The organism is Campylobacter concisus, assembly GCF_002913045.1.
GTDB lineage: Bacteria > Campylobacterota > Campylobacteria > Campylobacterales > Campylobacteraceae > Campylobacter_A > Campylobacter_A concisus_AP.
Genome location: NZ_PPAF01000041.1, coordinates 39591 through 61216 on the forward strand (window position 1 = coordinate 39591; position 21626 = coordinate 61216).

A 21626-nucleotide genomic window follows, 5' to 3' on the forward strand; every position below is an offset into this window, starting at 1 on the left:
GATGAATGATATAAATATAACCTACTCTTGCGAAGAGAGTTTAAAAAAGATAAAAGAGTACATGGCTGATGCAAAGAGCGTGACGCTTTATACGTCTAGTTTAAATTCTCTTGAGTCAAACTACTTTGGCAGTATGGCAGCCTTAATAAGAAATGAACTATCAACATTTCTAAATCCTCGTTCTTGGAAAGCAATTTTTTCTAAAGAAGATAGGACAATATCTATCGTTACTGATTTTTATATAGATAAAGAGAGTTTTAAAGATAACAATCTAGATAAATCAAGGGAATTTAAATATAGAGGAATTCCAGTAAAAGTAGTTCATAAAAAGAGTGCAGTTGATAAGTTCTTTGTAAATTTAAAGGAGAAGATCGATCCCATAAAAATTAAAACAGAAAAAATAAAGTATGGTCCAGGAAGAGAATATCAAGCTAGACCAGTAGAAAATTTTGCTGAAATGTTTGAATTTATAATATCTTATTACAACAAAAGCAAAGATGTTTTAAGAGAGTGTTTAAGTACTTTAAAAGACGATCTAATAAATGATGCAAAGCCTTTAATGTCTAATGAGGAGTTAAACGAAACTAAATTTGAAAGAAGCGTCAAAGAGTGTTTTGATGAGCTAGATAAAAATTTAAAAAATCTAAATGAGGATGATGGAGAATTTATTATAAAGCAGTTCATACTTTCTATATTAAGCCTTGTTGATTTGTCAGGTACAAAAGCAGTAGGAAAAAAATTAATAGGATGGGGTACTGTTGCTTGGGAACTTATTAATTTTTCCACTGAAGCATATAAGTATTATGACAATAAAGCATTTTATGGAGTATCTTTGCCTATACTAAGATTTTTTACATCTAGGTTTGCTTCTATTATAAATACCTTAAATATAAACTCAAATTGCAATGTATTGGTGTTCAAAAGTGATAAGAATTCTAAGGCTGGATTTTTTATAGACTTTACACATTTAAATTTAGACTATGTACCTTTTCAGATTAATTCAGTCGCAAAGGAGATAAACTGCAATGCAGATGAAGGATATAGCGTATATGGATATTTAGATGATGTATCAGTGTTTGAATATACTAAAGATGTTTGCTCTTACGATATCATAAATAAAAACTTAGGATTTGGCTCAAGTGATGATACGCTCTTTAATAGACTAAAAGAAGAGATAAAAAGTACAAATGCAAATTTAAATTTTATCTGTGCTTCAAATTTTAACTCTATAAAGTTAGCTAATCTAATAGCAGATAAATCCGATAAAAATAATACCTCAGTAAATGATGAGATGAATAGTAAAGACTTCTCAAATTTAAATAAAAACTATATCGTTCTTTCAAACTCCCCTTTTAGATCAAGTGCAGGATTAAGAGAGGAAGTTATTAGTAAAAGTCTTGATCAAACTATAAAAGATGATATAAATAGATCAAAAAGTAGCAACCTGGTAAAACAAAAATTTAGTGACATAAAGACTCTAAATCCAGTAAAAGACTATAGCAAATATAGTATAGATATAGATCAAAATAATGACAAATCAACTCTTTTGCTAAATTTATCTCCATTTGCAAGGATAGAAAAAAGCTATATAGATAACATTATAGAGAAAAAAGAAGCTAGTGATCGTAGAGCCAATCAAAGTTCTATTGGACTTTCACCAAATAAATCAAATAATGATGAGCTTTATAATGTGAATTTTTTACATATAAATGCTTATGCTAAGCAGCCAAACGATATGGAGAAGATAAAAGAAAATGAAAAAGCTTATATGGATAAGGTCACTCTAACTTTTAAAGATATTTTTGAAAAGATAAATAAAAATGTTTCTGAAAGAAGTTTTGACCCAAACTATCCTAGTGTAGATGATATGGTTAATATGAAAAAATACGAAGATGAAATGAATATAGAAGATGCTAAAGAACTTACAAGCGAAATAATCGATCGTATGCCAAAAGACCACTACTCTTTAACAGAAGTGCTCTCTATTGCCGTGGCTTACTTTATAATAACTAAAAGCTACCCAGGGGACCTGGTAAAGAAATCTGTTAGTAATGATGGGGAATATATAGAGATAGCAGAAAGAAAGATAAAGGTTATCCATAAAAACGCAACAATAAGACTTGGCGAAAAAGAGCAAGCTTTGTTTTTTTACAAAGATAGTATAAATGCAAATGTTGGTGAATATATTTGCATTGAAGAGTTAAGAGACTATATGGAATACTCAAAAAAAGGTAACGTAGCAAGTGTGGAAGAACTCTTAAAAGCAAATAATGAGAATAAACATGAGGTCATAGACACTTCTATCTTGGGGTTAAAGGAGCAAAAGCAGATAGAAGAGCTACTTGATAAACAAGCAAAAGAGATAGAGGATTGTTGGAAAAAGGACGATGCTATCTTGAAAAAGACTTTAAACATGCAAGATATCCCTTATGAAACCATAGAAAAAGATATGAAGAAGGAAGCTCCAACGCTTATAGTAAAAACCGCCATAGAAGGGCTATTTCCTTTTGCAGAGTACTTTAGTGAAGATGGTCAATCAAAAATTTATAATTCTATTGGTTCATTTATATTTGATCCAAATAAAAAAGAGGCAACAGATGAGCTTCTTGATGAGCTTGGTGTATTAAACATTGTAAGACAGTTATTTACTATGAATAATACTGAAAATGTGGATAAATTTATAAAGTATGTAACAAATTCTAAAACAAATGTTGAAATCCTAAGGAAATCAAAAGGAAATCTGCTTAAACAGGCTATTAACTCTGTAAAACTTCGTCTCCTAATAGGCCGCTATAACATAAGTATCATCTGGAATAGTATGAGAAGCTTTGCTTTTATGAAACAAACTTATATGTTTAACCCAAAAGATGTCGAAGCTATGAGAAATATGCTAAAAGGATATGGCAAATCACTAGGCAAAGATGTAGGAGTAGCTTTTCTTAAAGGTATGGTAGAACTTTATAAAACATCATATGAAAAACTAGAAGAGAACTACAACGAAATAATGCACACAAGATACACATATAAATTTAATGAAGCTTACGCACTAAATAATATCTCATATAAACCTATGTCTATAAAAGAAGCTTATGATAAAAATAGTACAAATAGCTATTGCTACTATCCAGTGATGATCTATCAAAACTATATAAGTCTAAATTTAAATAGACTATTTCTAGGAGCTAATATAAATAGTGGAGGATTAGACTATAACTCATTTATCTACTATGATATAAACAATAAACAAAGCAAACTCTCACATAACCTTGCTTCAAAGCTAGCACTAAATAACCTTAGTGCTTATCTATGTTTAGATGAACTAAGAGGAGCTGGCAATGAAGTAGATGCAAACTACTTTAATTATGCAAGAAGTAGATATATTAACTCTGATGTAGAGATAAGAGGATTAAATTTAGATGTTAAAGAGGAGAAAGAAATTTATAGTGTCTATAACAAAGATGACAACCAAGATGGATATAGTTTCTCTTCTGCTATAAAAGCCTATCAAAAAGCTGTTGAGATAATAAACAAATTTAAAAAAGGAATCTTTAACACCAGTGATGAAAACAATCATTCTAATCTCTCAAGAGATTTGGTAGAGGCTCTTGATACTATTGGCAACAATAACATAAAGGGTGTGTATGTGGGGTGTAAGGTCGATTTAAAAGATAAAGCTAAAGAAAATATCCCTCCTCGTCTAATCGGTCGTCTAGCCACCACCATAGTAATGGAAGATGGTCTATATATAGGATAAAAGATGAAGAAGATTATATTTACAGCTTTAGCTATCTTAGTAATAGCCATATCACTAATAGAAATAAATAAAAGAATAAATAAAGGAAATTTAATGGATAACAATAATACATATATAGTTATAGCTCCAAATGGAATGGAAATACCATTTGATAAAAATACAAATTTATCAGTCTCACCTCTTGATTATGGGAGTGAGACTATAGGTGTAAAAGAGCACTCCCAAATGCTCCTTCAAGCCCGCTCCATCCTAGACTCATCTCCATATAAAAACTATAAACCACTATACTATAACCCTAAACCAAACTCTCTAGGTCAAACAGACTATCTATCATTTAAACCATGGCTAGATATTAGCTATAAACCAAGCTCAACTAAACTATCTCCTTGGACTAAATCAGAAAAAGCTTACTATGAAAGCTTAAAAGATAAAAGAGATAGATATATCTATCTAGTAAAAAGAAGTAATCTAAAATGCACTATGATAGATATCCCTGAAGATGCAATAGCTAGAGTAGATAACAAAGGCAAACTAACTAAACCAGAATATGCTGAAATTTATGATGAAGTAAATGCTAATAAAGGTACATTAAAATCAATGCTCTTTTCTGCAGAGTGGGGAATATGTGCTGGCATACTTGGAAATCCTATGGGATTTTCACATGGAAATGAAGCAGGCTTTAAAGCAAGAGATTATCAAAGAATTTTCTTGGCAGCTCAGCTAGGAGTAGTAAAGGCTTTAGATTTTTTAGGTGATCTATTTGAATATCAAACTTACAATATAGGTCTAAACAAAAATTTACAAATGGCAGAAGAGTTTAGAAAACTATTTACTAATCCTCCACTAGATGAATATGGCATGATGCCTTATCTTGATGAAATAGTAGGTAATTACTTTGTAATGGATTTTAATAGGGACGGAGTAGCATTTGATCCAGAAGGAACAACACATAAATTTTTAAGAGAACTCGTAGAAGATAAAGGTGAGCTATTAGATCCTAGAGACTTTGACGCTAATAAAACAACGAGGGAGGAATTTATGTCATATCTCAAAAAGGAAATGCCACATTTTACAACTAGATTTGATAAAAAAGGCTTTCCAAATAAGATGACACAAAGAGACATAGACTTATACATCGACTCCACCCTTCTAGAAGCTAAAATAATGTCTCTAACTCCACCAGAAGGATATCCAAATGCACCATACTACAACACACCAGAAGAGCTAATAAGACTATATGAGGCTGGTAAATTAGATAAAAAGCTAAATCCTTTAATACCAGTAATGTATAGAGAAAGTTTTCCTGAAGATCTTAGGCAAAAGATATTAAGCTATGCTAAAGAGCATAATATAAAGGATTAAAGAATAAATTTAATATCTATGGCTCCAAACGGAGCCAAATATAAATATATTAAGCCACTACAATCAAAGATCTCTACGATAACCGGCCTAATAGAACTTTATAAAACCTCATATGAAAAACTAGAAGAAAACTATAAAGAGATAATGCATGTAGGCAATATGTTTGTCGCACTATTAACTTAAAAAAATAAATTAATTTTAGGAGATAATTGGACTTTTTTATAAGAAAAATCGCGAATAGCGATCTATACAAATTTTGATAAAGAATTTCAATATATTTTAATATCAAAATGAGCTAAATTTTGAAAAAATTAAAGCATATTTTTAAACTTGCTTTTAACTTTTTTGTTATAATATCCCATCAAAAATAAAAAGGATATTTTTTATCCTAATTAAGGTTTTAAATTTGAGAGTATATTTAGACAATAACGCTACAACAATGGTTGATCCTGAAGCTTTTGAGCTTATGAAGCCATATTTTTGTGAAAAATACGGTAATCCAAACTCGCTTCATAAATTTGGCTCTGAAACACATCCAGCTTTAAGAACAGCACTAGATCAGCTCTATGCCGGACTAAACGCAAAAGATAGCGATGACATCGTCGTTACCTCATGTGCAACTGAGAGCAACAACTGGGTAGTAAAAGGCATCTACTTCGATAAAATAGCAACTGGCGAGAAGAAGCGTATCGTAACAACCGCAGTTGAACATCCAGCTATTTTGGCAACTTGTAAATTTTTAGAAAAATATGGCGTAGAGCTTACTGTTTTAGATGTAAATAACGATGGCATAGTCACTCCGGAACAGCTAAGAGCTGTAATGGATGAGAATGTAGCACTTGTTTCTATAATGAGTGCAAATAACGAAACTGGCATGATCTTTCCTATAAAAGAGCTTGCTAGTATCGCTCATGAATACGGGGCTTTATTCCACACGGATGCGGTTCAGGCAGTTGGTAAGATAAAGATAAATGTCCAAGACCTTGACGTTGATTTTTTAAGCTTTTCTGCGCATAAATTTCACGGACCAAAGGGTGTTGGAGCACTATTTATAAAAAATAGTATGCCACTAAGTAGCTTACTTCATGGCGGCGAGCACATGGGTGGACGTAGAAGTGGCACGCTCGATGTTCCTGGCATCATCGGCATGGGTAAAGCACTTGAACTGGCAAATAAATTTATGGATTATGAGCACTCTCATGTTCGCCGTTTGCGTGATAAGCTTGAAGATGCAATTTTAAAAATTCCTGATGTTAGCGTTGTAGGAAAAAAAGAACAACGTGTGCCAAATACCATTTTGGCTTCTATAAAAGGCGTTGAAGGTGAAGCTATGCTTTGGGATCTAAACAAAGCTGGCATCGCAGCTTCAACTGGCTCAGCATGTGCAAGTGAAACATTAGAGAGTAACCCAATAATGGAGGCTATAGGGGCAGATAAAGAGCTAGCTCACACCGCACTTAGATTATCTCTTTCTAGATTTAATACAGAAGAAGAGATTGATTATGCGATCGAGCACATAACAAAAGCGGTAAATAGACTAAGAGATATCTCTAGTACATTTGCCTACGCCCCAGAATGGCATAAGAGCGGATTATAAAATTTAAAGGAAATAACATGGCAAAGAATAATTTGATCGGAGGCTCTATCTGGGATGAGTATTCTAAGGTAGTGCAAGATAGGATGAATAATCCTAAATTTATGGGAGAGATAACCGAAGAAGATGCTAAAAAGGCAAACGCAAAGCTTATTGTGGCTGATTTTGGTGCGGAAAGCTGCGGTGATGCGGTTAGGCTATACTGGCTTGTTGATGAAAAGACAGACAAAATAATAGATGCTAAATTTAAAAGCTTTGGCTGTGGCACAGCGATAGCTAGCTCTGATACGATGGCTGAGCTTTGTATCGGCAAAACAGTTGATCAAGCTGTCAAGATCACAAACCTTGATGTCGAAAAGGCTATGCGTGACAATCCAGAAACACCGGCTGTCCCGCCTCAAAAGATGCACTGCTCGGTTATGGCGTATGATGTTATAAAAGCAGCTGCGGCAAGCTATAAAGGCATAGATCCAGAGCATTTTGAAGATGAGATCATCGTTTGCGAGTGCGCTAGGGTAAGCCTTGGTACGATTAAAGAAGTGATAAGACTAAATGACCTTCACACAGTTGAGGAAATCACGCAATACACCAAAGCTGGTGCATTTTGCAAGTCTTGCGTAAAGCCTGGTGGCCATGAAAAAAGAGAATATTATTTGGTGGATATTTTGCGTGATACTAGGGCTGAGATGGAGCGTGAGAAGATCGAAGCTCAGGCAAATGCCCAAGCAAATCATACTTTAGGTGACATTAGCTTTGAAGATATGACGATGGTAGGGCAGTTAAAAGCGGTAGAGTCTGTCATAGATAAAGAAATTCGCCCAATGCTTGAGATGGATGGTGGAAATCTAGAAATTTTAGATATCAGAAATGATAACGGAGAAAATACTGATATTTATATCCGCTATCTTGGTGCTTGCTCGGGCTGTGCAAGTGGCTCAACTGGCACTCTTTATGCGATTGAAAATGTCTTACAAGAGAGCTTAAGCCCAAAAATTAGGGTAATGCCTATTTGATTTTATTAACTAGCCCTTGTGGGCTAGTTTTATTCTCTTAAGAATTTTAAAATTTCACTTCTAATTTGATTCAAATCACCCACAAATTTTTTTTCAAACTGCGAGCGATTAAAGGTTCGCTGACGTTTTGCTAACTGAGCCGTGTGCGTAGCTATGAGCTCTTTAAGCTCGTTTTGAGAAATTTCTTTATTTAAAAATTGCTTGCACTCTTTTAAACCTATTGATTTTAGTGGTTTTGGCTCACTTTTGTATTTATTAAACAAAAATTTCGCCTCATCTACGAGCCCGGCTTCAAGCATGCCTTTTGTTCTCTTTTTGATACGTTCTCTAAGCTCATCTTTATCCCATAAAATTTCAAATATCGCTAGCTCTTTTATGATGCTCTCTTTAGTATTTTCTCTTAGCCAAATGCTTGGGATTTGGCTACTAAATTTATAAATTTGATACCACTTTTCGAGACGATAAGAGTCGTTTTGGCTAAATTTACTTGCAAACTCAGGATCGATTTTTATAGCTAGTTTATAAATTTCTTCATTGCTTAAATTTAGCTCACATTTTGGCACATCTGGTGCAAGTCCGCTAAGCATTGATTTTAGATAAAAGCCGCTGCCTCCTGTAATGATGAGTGGGCAGTCTTGTGAGCGCGCAAAATTCTTTGCATTTTTATAAATTTCAAAAAATGCCCCAACGCTAAATTCTTCATCAGGATAAATTTCATCTACACCAAAGTGCTTTATAGTTTCAAGCTGCTCTTTATTTGGCTTTGCGCTGGCGATATCTATCTCTTTATAAAGTGCAAGCGAATCAAGACTTAAGATGACGCCATTAAGCTCCTTTGCAAGCTCAAATGCAAGATCGCTTTTGCCACTTGCCGTGGTGCCAATTATTGCAAATTCTTTAAACAAGTCTAGCCCTCGTAAAACGAGCTAAAGAGTAAAATTTCATCATTTTCCTTGTTATTTTTACCATCTTTTATAAGACTTGCCAAAACACCGGCAAAATACGGAGCAAAGCTAAGTTCATTTAGTCCATAAGCTTGGTTATAGATCAAGTTACTATATATGTTATCGCGTCCAAGAGCTGGCTTATCGTTTGAGCTAAGAAGCACGTAGTTTGCCCTAAAGCTAGGCTCTTTTAGCTCGCTTATGCCAAGATGTATCTTTAGCTCATTTAAAAATGCATTAATCTTTTCAGTTTTAACAAGCGTATCGATAGCGCCGACTTGTAAATTTGTAATAATCGTAACGCCATTTTTAGTTGGATAAATTTTGGCAAATAGATCATTTAAGATGATTGGTTTTTTAGGGATTTGTCCTTCGTTTAGGCTAAGATCAATGGTATAAAATTTAGCCAAAATCGCATTTATGCTCGTGCCTAGTTTATTTGAAAGCTCTAAATTTTTTGAAGCGATCACAAAGTTATCGGCCTCATATTCGCCGTTATTGCCGGTAGCTTTTTGCACTATTTGCCCTTGCGTTTTTAGCTCATAAATTTCATCATTTATAAATTTTGCTCCGAGAGAATTTAGCTCATTTATCAAAGCTTTTTTGAGCTCATTTGTGTCAATACTTGCGTTTTTGGCTAAATTTATAGCGCCTTTTATGTTTTTATTTATTAGCCCAAAATTTGTAAGCTCTTTATCTACGCTTAAAATTTCTTGCTCGCTATGGGCAACCTTTATCTCATCAAGCCTTTTTTTAAAGCTTTCGTCATTGCTAAAAAGTAGATAAACGCCGCTCTCATCGAAATTTATCTGCGGATATTTGTTGTTTAAATCTCTTAAAATTTCAAAGCTTTTCTTACCAAATTTTGAAAACAAAATTTGCATCTTTTTGTCGTGAGCTTTGGTTGATTTAAGTGTAAAATTTGTCATCCAAGCTCTAAAATTTTCATTTAAGCAAATACTTATATCAAGCTCGCTTTTTTTGCTAACTAGCCCCATAAATGAGCTAGATATCGCTCCATCTCTTGCAAGCGCTGTGGTGTTAAATGGGGTTAAAATTCCGCTTTCAAACTCATCTTTTTGGTTACTAATAACTAAAATTTCTTCGCCCTTTTTAGCTAGCTCAAGCGCCGTAAATAACGCACTAAAACCATCTCCGATAATCGCTATTTTACTCATCATAACCCTTCATTTTAAATTACTCTCGCAATGATAATATAAATTTAGATTTAAAGCAAAATGGTGTAAAATCAGGCACTTTTTAAAAAGATGGAAATTTATATGATTAAAAAGCTAAAAGATATCGCAGAACTCATCGTTTTTAAGCACTCGGTTTTTGCCCTGCCCTTTATCTTTGTGGCGATGATAGTTGCGAGCAAGATAGAAAATGGCTCGGCTTGGTTTGGCTTTAAACTGCTTATTTTAGGCACTATTTGCGCAGTCAGCGCTAGAAATTTCGCCATGGCGTTTAACAGATATCAAGACGAGGACATCGACAAGCTAAACCCACGCACCGCAAGCCGTCCAAGCGTAGATGGGCGCATCGGCAAGGGCAATATGCAGCTTTTCATCGCAGCAAACGCGCTTATCTTTATCATCTGCGCTTATTTTGTAAATTCGCTCGCATTTTGGCTAAGCTTCCCCATACTTGCCGTGCTTGGTGGATATTCGCTATTTAAGCGATTTAGCGAGCTAGCGCACTTGGTGCTAGGCCTTAGTCTTGGACTTGCTCCTATCGCTGGCGTGGTCGCAGTGAGCGCTGATATACCGCTTTGGAGCGTACTACTTTGCCTTGGTGTGACATTTTGGGTGGCTGGATTTGACCTGCTTTACTCGCTTCAGGATATTAAATTTGACCAAGAAAACAAGCTCTTTAGCATACCAGCCATTTATGGCGACAAGGCGACACTATTTTTATCAGCCATTTTTCACGCTCTAGCCTTTATACTTTGGCTACTTTTTGCTTGGGCGGCTGGGCTTGGAGCGATGGCATTTTTTGGCATTGTGGTAAGCGGCGTGATATTATTTTTCGAGCACAGGATCGTAAGGTGCGACTTTAGCAAGATAGATCGGGCGTTTTTCACGCTAAATGGCTACTTGGGAATTTTATTTTTCATCTTTGTTTGGATAAGTGTATTATGAGCGAAGTAAGGCTTTTTAAAGCGCCTCTTAGCATGGTTTATGAATGCGACAGAAGTGGGGATGAGAAATTTTTAAGAGAATTTAACTCTATCTTGCCAGGCGACGAGGATGCGCTTGGAGCGTGGCTAAAGCGTGCAAAATCACGCGGCGAGACCAAAGAGAGCGACCAAGTCTTGCTAACGCTTGTCATTGAGCTTCATAGAAAGATCGACGCGCTTAGTGATTATATAAAAAATGAGCACAAGCAGTATCTGTCACTAAAAGAGAGCGCAGATATCGATGAGATCGGCTTTACGCATATAAAAATAAGCGAAGATAAATTTAAAAAAGATGAAATTTACTACGCAAGGATCGCGATACCTATCTTTCCAAAGAGAAATTTGAGCCTTTATCTAAGGGCGCAGGATGAGAGGCTAGCAAAGATAGAGAACATGCACGAAGAGGACGAGGCCGACTGGAACGCTTACGTGACGGCTAGAGAGCGTGTGATGATAAGAGAGCTTAGAGCGAATTCGTAAAGGAAAAATATGGAAATTTATTTTTTTTTAGGCTTTGGTATCGTTTTGGCGATAATAGTAGCTTTGATGTTGATAAAAGATAGTGAGACAAATAAAAAATTTGCGAGATTTGAGCGAGCGATAGAAAGCGTTATGCAAGAAAATTTCAATCTAAAAAAGCAAATTTCAATGCTTGAGGGCGAGGCGTTTAAAAATAGTGAACAATATGAGCCACTTAAAAAACAGATAAAAGAAAATATTGATTTGCAAATAAATGAAAAGATTGTACCAATAATTCGTGCAATTAAGAGTATTGAGCGAGTAATTGATGATTTTGCAACAGAGCAAAAAGATAGGATAGTTAGTCTTGAAGAGAGAACAAGAGATATTAATAAAATCGCACCAAGCGTTATCAATGAAGAAGAGCAAATTTTAAAAATGTTTAAAGACGGGAAAAGTGCAGCGATGATCGCAAAGGACCTTCATGTTGGAATGGGGCGAGTCGAATTTGTGCTTAAATTTCATAAATTAGCCTAAATTTACAGGCTAATTTTAAAAAGACTAATCTACTCTTAAACTACAAAAATCGGCTTAAATTTTTATTTTGATTTAAATCTTTTAACATATAATTGAAAAAATTATAAAAAGCTCTAACCAAGCTTAAGAAGGTGCTTTATGCTAATCGATAAATATGGTCGGGTTGTTGATTATTTAAGGATTTCTGTAACTCAGCGTTGCAACTTTAGGTGTAGGTATTGTATGCCTACAACGCCATTTAGCTGGACGCCAAGAGAGAATTTATTAACCTTTGAAGAGCTATTTTTATTTGTAAAAGTGGCTATCGATGAAGGTATAAAAAAAATAAGAATCACTGGCGGCGAACCGCTTGTGCGTAAGGATTTGGACGTTTTTATAAAGATGATAAGTGATTATAATCCAGACATCGATTTAGCGCTTACTACAAATGGTTATATGCTTTCACATTTTGCCAAAAGGCTAAAAGACGCTGGACTAAAGCGCATAAATATGTCGCTTGATACATTAAATGAGCAAAAGGCTAAATTTATCGCACAAAAAAGCGTTTTACACGAAGTTTTAGCTGGCTTTGAAGCAGCTCATGATGTTGGATTAAAGGTAAAAATTAACACTGTCGCACTAAAAGGCGTAAATGATGATGAGCTTATAAATTTGCTTGAGTTTGCCAAATTTAGAGATTCTCAGATCAGATTTATTGAGTATATGGAAAATTCACACGCAAAAGATGATCTAAAAGGGCTAAGTAGCGATGAAATTTTAAAAATCATCTCACAAAAATATAATGTCACAAAAGATGGAAAACTACCAAATGCGCCTGCGTCTATTTATAGACTTGATGATGGTTATAAATTTGGTATCATAGATCCACACAAGCACGACTTTTGCGAGAGTTGCAACCGTATCAGGCTAAGTGCTGAAGGACTTTTGATACCTTGCCTTTACTTTGAAGAAGCACTAAGTATCAAAAAAGCAGTTGAAAAAGGTGATATCGTAGCTGCAAGTGAAATTTTAAGGCAAGTACTAGCAAACAAACCAAAAGAGAACAAATGGGCGATAGGTGCTAGCAATGAAACCTCTTCGCGTGCCTTTTATCAAACTGGTGGTTGATGAGCAAAGAGCTAGAGCTAGTTGAAGCGTTTTTAAGTATCCAAGGCGAGGGGGCTTACCAGGGCAGACTTGCCATATTTTTACGCTTTTTAGGTTGCAACCTAAACTGCTCTGGCTTTGGCGTGCAAACAAAGTCTTTAAAAACTGGCGAAAGCTTACTAGGATGTGATAGTATAAGGGCTGTTTTTAAAGGGCATTTTAATTATAAAATTTACAGCGTAGATGAAATTTTAAGCTTAGTTGATAACCTATGTAAAGGCTTATTGCAAAAACCGATCATTGTTTTAACCGGTGGCGAGCCGCTCATCTGGCATGAAAATGAAAATTTTATAAATTTGGTAAAGAAATTGCTTGAAGATTATGAAGTGCATTTTGAGACAAATGGCACTATCTTAATTGATTTTGCTAAATATGAAATTTATAAAAAATGCCATTTTGCACTTGGTGTAAAGCTAGCAAATAGCGGAGTTAGCGAGCAAAAACGTATAAATTTAGACGCTATTTTAGCTATTAAAAATAATGCAAGAAGTAGCTTTTTAAAATTTGTCCTCTCGCGCTTTGACAAAAGCGAGTTAGACGAAATTATAAATATAAAAAATCAAGTTGTTTTGCCGGTTTGGTGCATGGCAATAGGGGCGAATAAAGCTGAGCTTAACGAAAATGCTTTAAAAACAGCAGAATTTGCCATAAAGTATGGATTTAACTACTCAGAGCGTATCCACATCAGGCTTTGGAGCGATAAAGAAGGTGTTTGATGATTATTAGAAAGCTTTTTAGATTTGAAAATGCACATATTGTGAGATTTTGTAGCTCAAAGCGTTGTAGGACTAGCATCCACGGGCACAGCTATGTGGCTGAAATTTTACTTAGCTCAAATTTTCTTGATAACGCCGGCATGGTTTATGATTTTGGCTTAATGAAGCAAAACATAAAAACGATCATTGATAGTTTTGATCATGCTACGACAATATTTTCAGGCGATAATGATGAGTATAAAAATGATTTAAAAAAGCACTCAGCAAGATGGATCGAGATCCCGCTAAATCCAAGTGCAGAGCAGTTTTGCCGCATATTTTTTGTACTCATAGAAAGACTACTTGAGCTTAGCGTGATGAACAACGGCGAGCGTGAAGTGAAGCTTCATAGCATTATCGTGCATGAGACTGATACAGGCTATGCACAGTGCTTTAAAGAGGACGCCGTAAATGCGCAAATGGGCGAGATAAAGCTAGATGAGATCAAATTTTCAGACGCTATCATAGAAGAGTGGGAAGATAAAAATTTATTCGAGAAAATGAAAAATAGGTTAAAAATAGAAATTCCAAAGGACGTTTGATGAAAAAAATTATAACTTCTTTTTTATTTATAGCTGGTCTATTTGTAGGTTGTGGAGATAAAGATGAGGCTAAAAATGATATTAGTGAGCCAGTGCCGAGTGACGTGACCATAGCTCAACCAGACGCAAATGTCACAATCGATGAACAACTCCCACCTGAGCCAGTCGTCGAAGAGAACGAGCCTTCTAAAGATAAGAAATGAACGAACATCTCTCCTCGCTTTTTGCATACACTTTGCCTTTTCATGTGACATTTTTTTATGCGCTAGTTGCCTGTAATATACTTTATTTAATACTTACCCAGTTTAGCAGCAATAGTAAAAACTATGTGCTTCGTATAAGATATTTTTTACCGATTTATCATATGTTACTTAGTTTTCTTGTGCTAACCGGACTTATTTTATGGGCGTATTACGGATATGAGCTTAAATTTAATGCCATAAAAATGTTAATTATCTTAATAATTTTAATCGCACTTAGTGCCATAGGGTTTAAAAGGCTAAAAATTTATGCAGCTAATGGAGACTTAGAGAAATTTAAAAAATTTGCCCTTATTAAGGGTTTTTGTGATCTTGGTTTAGTCGTAATTGCAGGGATTTAGATGAAATTTTTATATGATAAAAATGCAGGTAATGAAAGCTTAAAGATAGTAAATGAAGCTTTTTTGCACCTAAAAGCTAGAAGAATGCAAGCTGGTGAGCGAATAAGCGTTAGAAATTTACGAGATTTTAAAGAGTATATTTATGAAATTGATGAGATTGATAGGCGAAGTGCGAGCTTAAGTCTTGTCTTTGTCAGCTTAAATGGCGAGCAAAAATTCGACTTTACGATCGCTTGGGCTATCGTCGATCCAAAAACGATCGAAAAGACATTGCCATTTTTAAATGAACTTGGCGTTGGTAAAATAGCTTTTGTCTATACTAAATTTTCTCAAGCAAATTTTAAGATAGATATTGAAAGGCTAAACTACATAAATGCTCTCTCTTGCGAGCAGTGCGGACGAACTTCACTAATGGAGTTTGAAGTTTATAAAAATTTGGACGAGCTAATGAGTGTTTATAAAAATGTCTCAGCTATAAATTTTGGTGGTAAAAGTTTAAATGAGAAAAAAGATGATGAGCTTTTAATAATCGGTCCAGAGGGTGGATTTAGCGAGGATGAGACGGCTAAATTTAAAAATAGCTACTGCCTAAATACTAAAAATATCTTAAGATCACAGACTGCGGTTATCTCAGTAGCGGCAAAATTCCTAGCTTAATTTATTTGATTTTTAGATTTCTTTTTATATAATCAGCAACTTTTAATGTAGATAATTAGCCCAAAAATAATAAAGGAAAAATGATGAAAAAAGATATCCATCCAGAATACGTAGATTGCACTGTAACTTGTGCTTGCGGAAACACTTTTAAAACAAAGTCAAACAAAAGCGAGATCAGAATTGACATTTGCGACAAGTGCCACCCATTTTTCACAGGCAGCGAAAAGATAGTTGATAGTGCTGGCCGTGTTGAGAAATTTAAGAAAAAATACGCTCAAAAATAAGCCTTGCTCTACTTTATTCCTACTCCAATAGGAAATTTAGAAGATATCTCGCTTCGTGCGATTAGAATTTTGCGTGAATGCGAGATAGCTATTTGCGAAGATACAAGAGTTTGCAAAAGCCTTATAAATCTGCTAAACGAACGCTTTGACGCAAGTATAAATATATCAAAATTTATTCCATTTCACACTCATAATGAAGATGACTTTTTCACAAATTTAAGTGATGATTTTTTTAGCAGAAATGTAGCCTACATGAGCGATGCTGGTATGCCAGGTATCAGCGATCCAGGCGTTAGCCTAGTAAGATACGCTCAAAAAAATAACATTGAATATGAGATTTTAAGTGGAGCAAATGCCGCACTTTTAAGTGTAGTCGCAAGTGGACTTTGTGATAAGGAATTTGTCTTTTTGGGCTTTTTGCCAAACACTGGTAGAGATAGAGCCCTCGCTATCCAAAATGCTCTAAATTTAGCTTATCCAGCCGTTATTTACGAAAGCCCAAAACGCATACTAGGCTTAGTACAAAGTATCACAAATCTAGAACCTGAGAGAGAAATTTTTGCCATAAAAGAGGCCACTAAAAAATTTGAGACTAAATTTAAAGAAAAGGCTCAAAATTTAGCTCAAATTTTAGAAAAAGCAAATTTAAACGGCGAGTGGGCGGTTGTCATCTCAAAAAGTGACAGAACAGCCACTCACAATATCACAAAAGATGAGATACTTTCGCTCGATCTTGCTCCAAAAGTAAAAGCAAAATTGCTTAACAAAATAACTGGAGAAGATGTAAAAAAGATATATGATGAGCTTATAAAAGCTTAAATTATAGGCTATAAAACTACTAAGTGATACTAAAACGAAAGTGTAAAATTTACTCTAGTTACATACAAAAATAAGTTAAATTTTAATTGACTTTAGCTACCATAAGTTACCATGATAATATACGGAAAACAACTATTTTTACATATTTTGAACAAGCGACCACAGATACTAGAAGAGATATATCTCTCAAAGGAGTGTGACAAAAAACTCTTCTCTAAAATTTGTGGCACAGGCAAAAAAATTATTCGCTTGGATAATCAAAAAGCACAGTCTTTAGCTCGCGGTGGAAACCATCAAGGTTTTTTAGCGAATGTTAGTGAGTTTGAATTTTCAGACATTGCTGGGCTTAAAAAGCTAAATTTTATCGCCATTCTTTACGGCATAAGCGATGTTGGCAATATCGGTGCTATCGCTAGAAGTGCCTATGCTCTAGGCTGTGAGGGTCTTGTGGTAGTGGCAAAAAGTATAAATATGCAAGGCGTTTTAAGATCAAGTAGTGGCGCTGCTTATGAGATACCAATAGCGATTTTTGAAGATGGGCTTAGTTTGCTAAATGAACTAAAGCAATTTGGTTTTAAAATTTATGCAACAGCAAGTAATGGAAAAAACGTAAAAGAGATGAAGTTTGCCGGCAAGAGAGCTTTGGTGATGGGCTCAGAGGGCGAAGGCATACCGCAAAAGGCTCTAGTAAAGTGTGATGAGTGTATTGGTATAAAGTTAAAAGAGGGCTGGGACTCCTTAAATGTAAGTGCAGCTTTTGCAATAATTTGTGACAGGATGATAGATGAGTGAATTAGAGAATTTAAAAGAGATAGGTATAAAGGAAATTTCACGTAAAACGCATATTGAGCCTACATTTTTACAATATATTTTTGATAAAAATTTTGAAAAATTATCACGTTTAAATATTAGGGGCTATGCCAAGATTTTGCAACGTGAATATGATGTTGATTTGAGCGAGTTACTCGCTGAATACGATGCCTTTATGCAAGAAAACACTCCAGATGAGAGTCACAAAACTAAAGTTACTCCAAAAATTTCTTCTTACACTCCAAAAGATATTACCATACAAAGACAAAGCGGTAGTGGCGGTGCTGGATTTTTATTTTGGCTCATCATTTTAGCTATTATTGCTGGTGGGGCATATCATTTTGATGCTTACAAATATATCGAGAATTTTTTATCGTTTTTAAATGATGAGAATAAAAGCGTGAGCTATTCGCAGTCAAGCATAGTAAATGAGGTGAAGAAAAATATCATCGATACAAATATCACCATCTCTCAAAATAGCCCTAAAATAGAGGCAAACGCATCAAACTTGAAAATTTCAGCTCCAGTTGAGCAAAATGTGACAACAAGTCCTGCAAACATGGAGCAAAACGCTGTTAAGCCAAGCATGGTGGCTCAGTCAGCTCCTAAGATAGAGCAAAACATTACAAAGCCACTAAATGAGGCGGTCATTACACCAAAACAACGCGTCTGGATAGGCATCATTAATCTTGAAAATGGTCAAAAAGTATCAAACGACACAAGCAAAAGCATAAATATAAATTTAGACCAAAGGCAGCTCGTAGTTTGTGGAAATGGCAACATTGAGCTAAAGATCGGCGATAAGGTGACAAAATATAATCCAAGCCGTCCAGCTAGATTTTTAGTAGAAAATGGAGAGATGAAATTTGTGAGCTATGATGAGTTTGTAGAACTTAACAAGGGCAAATCTTGGTAAGAAAAATAGCGATTTTCACCGCTTTTAGTGTATTTGCCTATGCTTTTAGCTTACAAACTAGTGCAAGTGCTTTAAGCAATGCTGAAAATGTGCAAATCTCTTTAGAAAATTTAGACCAAAATGGCTCACTCAATGTCAGTGAGCTAGTATCAAGATTAAAACAAAACTCAAGTTACGATAGCATTTCATTTGGTTCAAATAGTTTGAATTTAAAATTTATAAGTGAGCAAAAGGTTCCTTCTACATTATTTGTAAAATCAATAAATTCAACTCTAGACGATGCCAATATGAGTATTTCAAGGATAAATTCTCTAAAAAATGGAGATCAAATTTCTTATGGAATTTCGGCCATAAAAAATGGTGGAATAGATCCAAGTTTATTAAGCTTAGCACTTAGTCAAAGCGGTTTTAGAATTTTAGGATTTGATAGGGTTGATGGGAATTTAGAGATATTTTTAGATGCTCAGAATATGATTCTTAAGGCTACAAAGGTAAATTTTGACGAAGAGACACCACTTTTAAAAAGCGGTGGTACTTATTTTGTTGATGTTGAGGGTGCAAGTAGCCTGGACATCGCATCAAAAGAGTCAAATAGATGGATGCCACTTGTTAGAATTTATGATAAAAATTTAAATCAGATTGACTCTATAAAAGATGAGCAAGCAAAAACCGCCGTTTCTATAAATTTAGCAATAGGCGCAAAATACGCATTAATTAGCGATAATGTTGATATAAATAATATAAAAAATGAGATAATTATCAAGCTTATAAAATAGGAGTAAGCAGTGTTTGATGAGATAAGATTTAATACAATTGAGCGTTTGCCAAACTACGTTTTTGCCGAAGTAAATGCAATAAAAATGGCTGCACGAAGAGCTGGCGAGGACATCATCGACTTTTCTATGGGTAATCCTGAGGGCAGAACACCGCAGCACATTGTCGATAAACTATGCGAAAGTGCGCAAAAGGACAAGACCCACGGCTACTCAGCCAGTGCTGGAATTTACAAGCTCCGTCTTGCCATTTGCAACTGGTACAAAAGAAAATACGGCGTAAATTTAGACCCAGATACCGAAGCAGTCGCCACGATGGGTAGCAAAGAGGGCTTTGTTCACTTAGCTCAAGCCGTGATAAACCCAGGCGATGTGGCTATCGTGCCTGACCCTGCCTATCCGATACATACACAGGCATTTTTATTTGCTGGTGGAAGCGTGGTCAAAATGCCGCTTCATTACAACGATAAATTTGAGCTAGATGAGAATAAATTTTTTGAAAATTTGATCCAGACTATACACGCAAGTTCGCCAAAACCAAAATACGTAGTTGTAAATTTTCCACACAACCCAACAACTGTAACCGTGCAAAAGAGCTTTTACGAGCGTCTTGTGAGCATTGCAAAACAAGAGAGATTTTACGTTATTTCTGACATCGCTTATGCTGATCTTACCTTTGATGGCTACAAAACACCAAGCATCTTTGAGGTCGATGGTGCAAAAGACGTCGCAGTCGAGTGCTATACTCTTTCAAAGAGCTATAATATGGCTGGCTGGAGAGTTGGCTTCATGTGCGGAAATAAAAGACTTTGTGCAGCGCTTAAAAAGATAAAATCATGGGTTGATTATGGCATGTTTACGCCGATCCAGGTGGCTGCTACTGTTGCACTTGATGGTGATCAAAGCTGTGTTGAAGAGATACGCCAAATTTATGAAAAAAGAAGAGATGTGATGATAGAGGCCTTTGCTCAGGCTGGTTGGGAGCTTAAAAAACCAAGCTCTAGTATGTTTATCTGGGCAAAACTTCCACCAAAGGTTAGCCATCTGGGCAGCCTTGAGTTTTCAAAACAGCTTCTTACAAAGGCGTCAGTCGCAGTTAGTCCTGGTATTGGTTTTGGCGAGGGCGGAAACGACTATGTGCGTCTAGCTCTTATCGAAAACGAAAATAGAATAAGACAAGCAGCAAGAAATATAAAAAAATATTTGAAAGAATTTGAATGAATGTAGCGATATTGGGCGTTGGAACCGTTGGCGAGTCAGTTGCTAAAATTTTGCTAAAAAACAAAAAGCTAATCGCAGCAAGAAGTGGCGAGGAGATAGTGCCAGTCATCGGAGTGGTCAGAAATTTAAATAAAAAAAGAGACGTTGGCATCCCTTTGACTGACGATATAAATAGCGTTATAAACCGCGATGATATTGACGTTTTTGTCGAGCTTATGGGTGGTGTGGAAGAGCCTTTTAGGGTTGTGAGTGAAATTTTAAAGCGAAAAAAAGCAGTTGTAACCGCAAACAAAGCACTTCTTGCCTATCATAGATACGCCTTGCAAAATTTAGCCAAAAATATACCATTTGGCTTTGAAGCAAGTGTGGCTGGAGGCATACCGATCATTAGAGCCTTAAGAGAAGGCTTAAGCGCAAACCATATCGTTAGTATAAATGGCATACTAAACGGAACTAGTAACTTTATCCTAACCTCGATGATGGACGAGGGATCAAATTTTAAAGACGCTCTTAAAAAGGCGCAGGAGCTTGGATACGCTGAGGCTGATCCTACTTTTGATGTGGGCGGCTTTGATACGGCTCATAAGCTTCTTATACTGGCAAGCATCGCATACGGTGTGCATGGCGATCCAGAGGATATTTTGATCGAAGGGATACAAGGTATCACACCAGAAGATATTTTTTTTGCAAAAGATTTTGAATACTCAATAAAACTTCTAGCTATCGCCAAAAAAAGTGAGGGTAAAATCGAACTACGTGTACATCCAGCGCTTGTGCCACAAAATAAAATGATAGCAAAGGCAAGTGGTGTGACAAATGCGATCAGTGTCGTTGGCGAGGTCGTTGGTGAGACGATGTACTATGGACCTGGAGCTGGTGGCGATGCAACAGCAAGTGCGGTGATCAGCGATCTCATCGACATCGCAAGAGATAGTAAGTCGCCTATGCTTGGATATAAAGCACCGTTTGAATTAAATACGCTTGAGCTACTTGATCGCGATAGAATAAAGACAAAGTATTACTTTAGGTTAAAAGTCGAAGATAAAATGGGTGTGCTAGCAAAGATTACAAATTTGATGAGCGAAAATAACTTATCGATTGATAGCATACTTCAAAAACCAAAAGATGAGAGCGAATTTGCGGTATTGTTCTTTACGACACATACGAGTCTTGAGGCTGATGTAAGAAGGACAATTGAAATTTTAAAAGAGCAAGAGTATATAAAAGAAGAGCCATTTATGATGAGGATCGAGGAGTAGT

General features: G+C 35.5%; 22 protein-coding genes. 20 read left to right on the top strand and 2 right to left on the bottom strand.

What is annotated here, in order from left to right; genetic code table 11:
• Nucleotide 1: 1 nt before the first annotated feature.
• The 4 genes from CYP43_RS08475 (at nucleotide 2) to CYP43_RS08490 (ending at nucleotide 7723) form a co-directional block, all read left to right on the top strand.
• On the top strand, nucleotides 2-3754 hold the full coding sequence (locus CYP43_RS08475; protein WP_103583252.1) for a hypothetical protein: 3753 nt from the start codon (nucleotides 2-4) through the stop codon (nucleotides 3752-3754).
• A gap of 3 nt (nucleotides 3755-3757) precedes the next feature.
• Nucleotides 3758-5116 carry a thioredoxin reductase gene (locus CYP43_RS08480; RefSeq protein WP_103583253.1) on the top strand — a complete coding sequence of 453 codons (1359 nt, stop codon included), beginning with the start codon at nucleotides 3758-3760 and terminating at the stop codon, nucleotides 5114-5116.
• A gap of 406 nt (nucleotides 5117-5522) precedes the next feature.
• On the top strand, nucleotides 5523-6713 hold the full coding sequence (locus CYP43_RS08485; RefSeq protein ID WP_103583254.1) for a NifS family cysteine desulfurase: 1191 nt from the start codon (nucleotides 5523-5525) through the stop codon (nucleotides 6711-6713).
• A gap of 17 nt (nucleotides 6714-6730) precedes the next feature.
• The gene (locus CYP43_RS08490) at nucleotides 6731-7723 is read left to right on the top strand and encodes an iron-sulfur cluster assembly scaffold protein (protein ID WP_103583255.1); all 993 of its coding nucleotides are present in this window, start codon (nucleotides 6731-6733) and stop codon (nucleotides 7721-7723) included.
• 29 nt (nucleotides 7724-7752) lie between these two features.
• Here CYP43_RS08490 and miaA read toward each other — a convergent pair whose 3' ends face one another.
• The gene (gene miaA, locus CYP43_RS08495; protein WP_103583256.1) at nucleotides 7753-8628 is read right to left on the bottom strand and encodes a tRNA (adenosine(37)-N6)-dimethylallyltransferase MiaA; all 876 of its coding nucleotides are present in this window, start codon (nucleotides 8626-8628) and stop codon (nucleotides 7753-7755) included.
• A gap of 2 nt (nucleotides 8629-8630) precedes the next feature.
• Nucleotides 8631-9845: an FAD-dependent oxidoreductase gene (locus CYP43_RS08500; protein ID WP_103583257.1), complete on the bottom strand. Its 1215-nt coding sequence runs from the start codon at nucleotides 9843-9845 to the stop codon at nucleotides 8631-8633.
• Between the two features lie 102 nt (nucleotides 9846-9947).
• Here CYP43_RS08500 and mqnP point away from each other — a divergent pair, with 102 nt between their 5' ends.
• From mqnP to CYP43_RS08580, 16 genes are all read left to right on the top strand, one after another.
• A complete protein-coding gene (gene mqnP / locus CYP43_RS08505; RefSeq protein WP_430622342.1) occupies nucleotides 9948-10808 on the top strand; it encodes a menaquinone biosynthesis prenyltransferase MqnP in 861 nt (286 codons plus the stop codon).
• On the top strand, nucleotides 10805-11326 hold the full coding sequence (locus tag CYP43_RS08510; protein ID WP_103583259.1) for a hypothetical protein: 522 nt from the start codon (nucleotides 10805-10807) through the stop codon (nucleotides 11324-11326). The genes mqnP and CYP43_RS08510 overlap by 4 nt, the downstream gene beginning before the upstream one ends.
• Nucleotides 11327-11335: 9 nt before the next feature.
• Nucleotides 11336-11842 carry a DUF6115 domain-containing protein gene (locus tag CYP43_RS08515; protein WP_103583260.1) on the top strand — a complete coding sequence of 169 codons (507 nt, stop codon included), beginning with the start codon at nucleotides 11336-11338 and terminating at the stop codon, nucleotides 11840-11842.
• Between the two features lie 138 nt (nucleotides 11843-11980).
• On the top strand, nucleotides 11981-12949 hold the full coding sequence (moaA, locus tag CYP43_RS08520) for a GTP 3',8-cyclase MoaA (protein ID WP_103583261.1): 969 nt from the start codon (nucleotides 11981-11983) through the stop codon (nucleotides 12947-12949).
• A complete protein-coding gene (locus CYP43_RS08525) occupies nucleotides 12949-13704 on the top strand; it encodes a 7-carboxy-7-deazaguanine synthase QueE (protein WP_103583262.1) in 756 nt (251 codons plus the stop codon). The genes moaA and CYP43_RS08525 overlap by 1 nt, the downstream gene beginning before the upstream one ends.
• Nucleotides 13704-14285 carry a 6-pyruvoyl trahydropterin synthase family protein gene (locus CYP43_RS08530; RefSeq protein WP_103583263.1) on the top strand — a complete coding sequence of 194 codons (582 nt, stop codon included), beginning with the start codon at nucleotides 13704-13706 and terminating at the stop codon, nucleotides 14283-14285. Before CYP43_RS08525 ends, CYP43_RS08530 begins: the two co-directional genes overlap by 1 nt.
• Complete coding sequence (locus tag CYP43_RS08535; RefSeq protein WP_021090529.1) at nucleotides 14285-14488, top strand: hypothetical protein; 204 nt, start codon at nucleotides 14285-14287, stop codon at nucleotides 14486-14488. Before CYP43_RS08530 ends, CYP43_RS08535 begins: the two co-directional genes overlap by 1 nt.
• Before the next feature lie 161 nt (nucleotides 14489-14649).
• Nucleotides 14650-14886: a hypothetical protein gene (locus CYP43_RS09580; RefSeq protein WP_180998676.1), complete on the top strand. Its 237-nt coding sequence runs from the start codon at nucleotides 14650-14652 to the stop codon at nucleotides 14884-14886.
• Nucleotides 14887-15543: a 16S rRNA (uracil(1498)-N(3))-methyltransferase gene (locus tag CYP43_RS08545; protein WP_103583265.1), complete on the top strand. Its 657-nt coding sequence runs from the start codon at nucleotides 14887-14889 to the stop codon at nucleotides 15541-15543.
• An 83-nt stretch (nucleotides 15544-15626) separates the two neighbouring features.
• Nucleotides 15627-15827, top strand: a complete 201-nt coding sequence (gene rpmE / locus CYP43_RS08550) for a 50S ribosomal protein L31 (protein ID WP_002942443.1) — start codon at nucleotides 15627-15629, stop codon at nucleotides 15825-15827.
• 3 nt (nucleotides 15828-15830) lie between these two features.
• On the top strand, nucleotides 15831-16646 hold the full coding sequence (gene rsmI, locus CYP43_RS08555; RefSeq protein WP_103583266.1) for a 16S rRNA (cytidine(1402)-2'-O)-methyltransferase: 816 nt from the start codon (nucleotides 15831-15833) through the stop codon (nucleotides 16644-16646).
• A 111-nt stretch (nucleotides 16647-16757) separates the two neighbouring features.
• Nucleotides 16758-17438 (top strand): TrmH family RNA methyltransferase, encoded by a 681-nt coding sequence (locus CYP43_RS08560; RefSeq protein ID WP_103583267.1) that lies wholly within the window; start codon nucleotides 16758-16760, stop codon nucleotides 17436-17438.
• Nucleotides 17431-18372, top strand: a complete 942-nt coding sequence (locus CYP43_RS08565; RefSeq protein WP_103583268.1) for a phosphatidylglycerophosphate synthase — start codon at nucleotides 17431-17433, stop codon at nucleotides 18370-18372. The genes CYP43_RS08560 and CYP43_RS08565 overlap by 8 nt, the downstream gene beginning before the upstream one ends.
• A complete protein-coding gene (locus tag CYP43_RS08570; protein ID WP_103583269.1) occupies nucleotides 18366-19148 on the top strand; it encodes a hypothetical protein in 783 nt (260 codons plus the stop codon). Before CYP43_RS08565 ends, CYP43_RS08570 begins: the two co-directional genes overlap by 7 nt.
• Before the next feature lie 9 nt (nucleotides 19149-19157).
• Nucleotides 19158-20366, top strand: coding sequence for an LL-diaminopimelate aminotransferase (locus tag CYP43_RS08575; protein ID WP_103583270.1), 1209 nt, complete (start codon nucleotides 19158-19160; stop codon nucleotides 20364-20366).
• Entirely contained in the window at nucleotides 20363-21625 is a 1263-nt protein-coding gene (locus tag CYP43_RS08580) for a homoserine dehydrogenase (protein ID WP_103583271.1), read from the top strand. The genes CYP43_RS08575 and CYP43_RS08580 overlap by 4 nt, the downstream gene beginning before the upstream one ends.
• The last annotated feature ends 1 nt before the right edge of the window (nucleotide 21626 follow it).